The 398-nt window shown below is 56.8% G+C and carries 1 protein-coding gene; it reads right to left on the bottom strand.

Annotated elements, in window-relative coordinates; all coding sequences use genetic code 11:
• Positions 1-384, bottom strand: a 384-nt coding sequence (locus tag PY650_RS36855) for a hypothetical protein (protein ID WP_159310498.1), incomplete at its 3' end; no start/stop codon positions are given.
• Positions 385-398: the final 14 nt, after the last annotated feature.

Here is a 398-nt window from a genome sequence, read left to right as displayed (position 1 = left end):
CTCCCTGACCAGCCTCACGGCGTTCTTGTCGCCCACCGTCCAGGTGTTTTCCCCTTTCACCCCGTCCGGCAACACCAGAAATTTCCCGTTCTCGCCATTGACGAACGTCACCCCCCAGGTTTTTGCCTCGAGTTTCGCCAGCGTGTTTTCCTGCTCTCTGATAGTCAGGATATTTTTCGCAATCTTGCTTTCCTGCCACTCCATCAGCCCCCAGCACCCCAGGAAAATGCCGCCCGTGACGCTGAGCGCGGTCAGCGCCGGAAACAGTATCCGCCCTTTGATCACCCGCCAGAGCAGTTTTTTCTGCTGCCGGGACAGTTCGGCCTCTGTGGTGCTGAACTGCATGCTCACGGTGGTGCTCAGCGTATCCAGTTGCTTTTTCACGGATGTTGTATGTT

Origin of the sequence: Martinezella calliandrae (assembly GCF_030272695.1) — a bacterium.
GTDB classification, from domain to species: Bacteria; Pseudomonadota; Alphaproteobacteria; order Rhizobiales; family Rhizobiaceae; genus Rhizobium; species Rhizobium calliandrae.
Note: the sequence above shows the minus strand (reverse complement) of the source record. Positions and strands in the feature narration are given on the sequence as shown.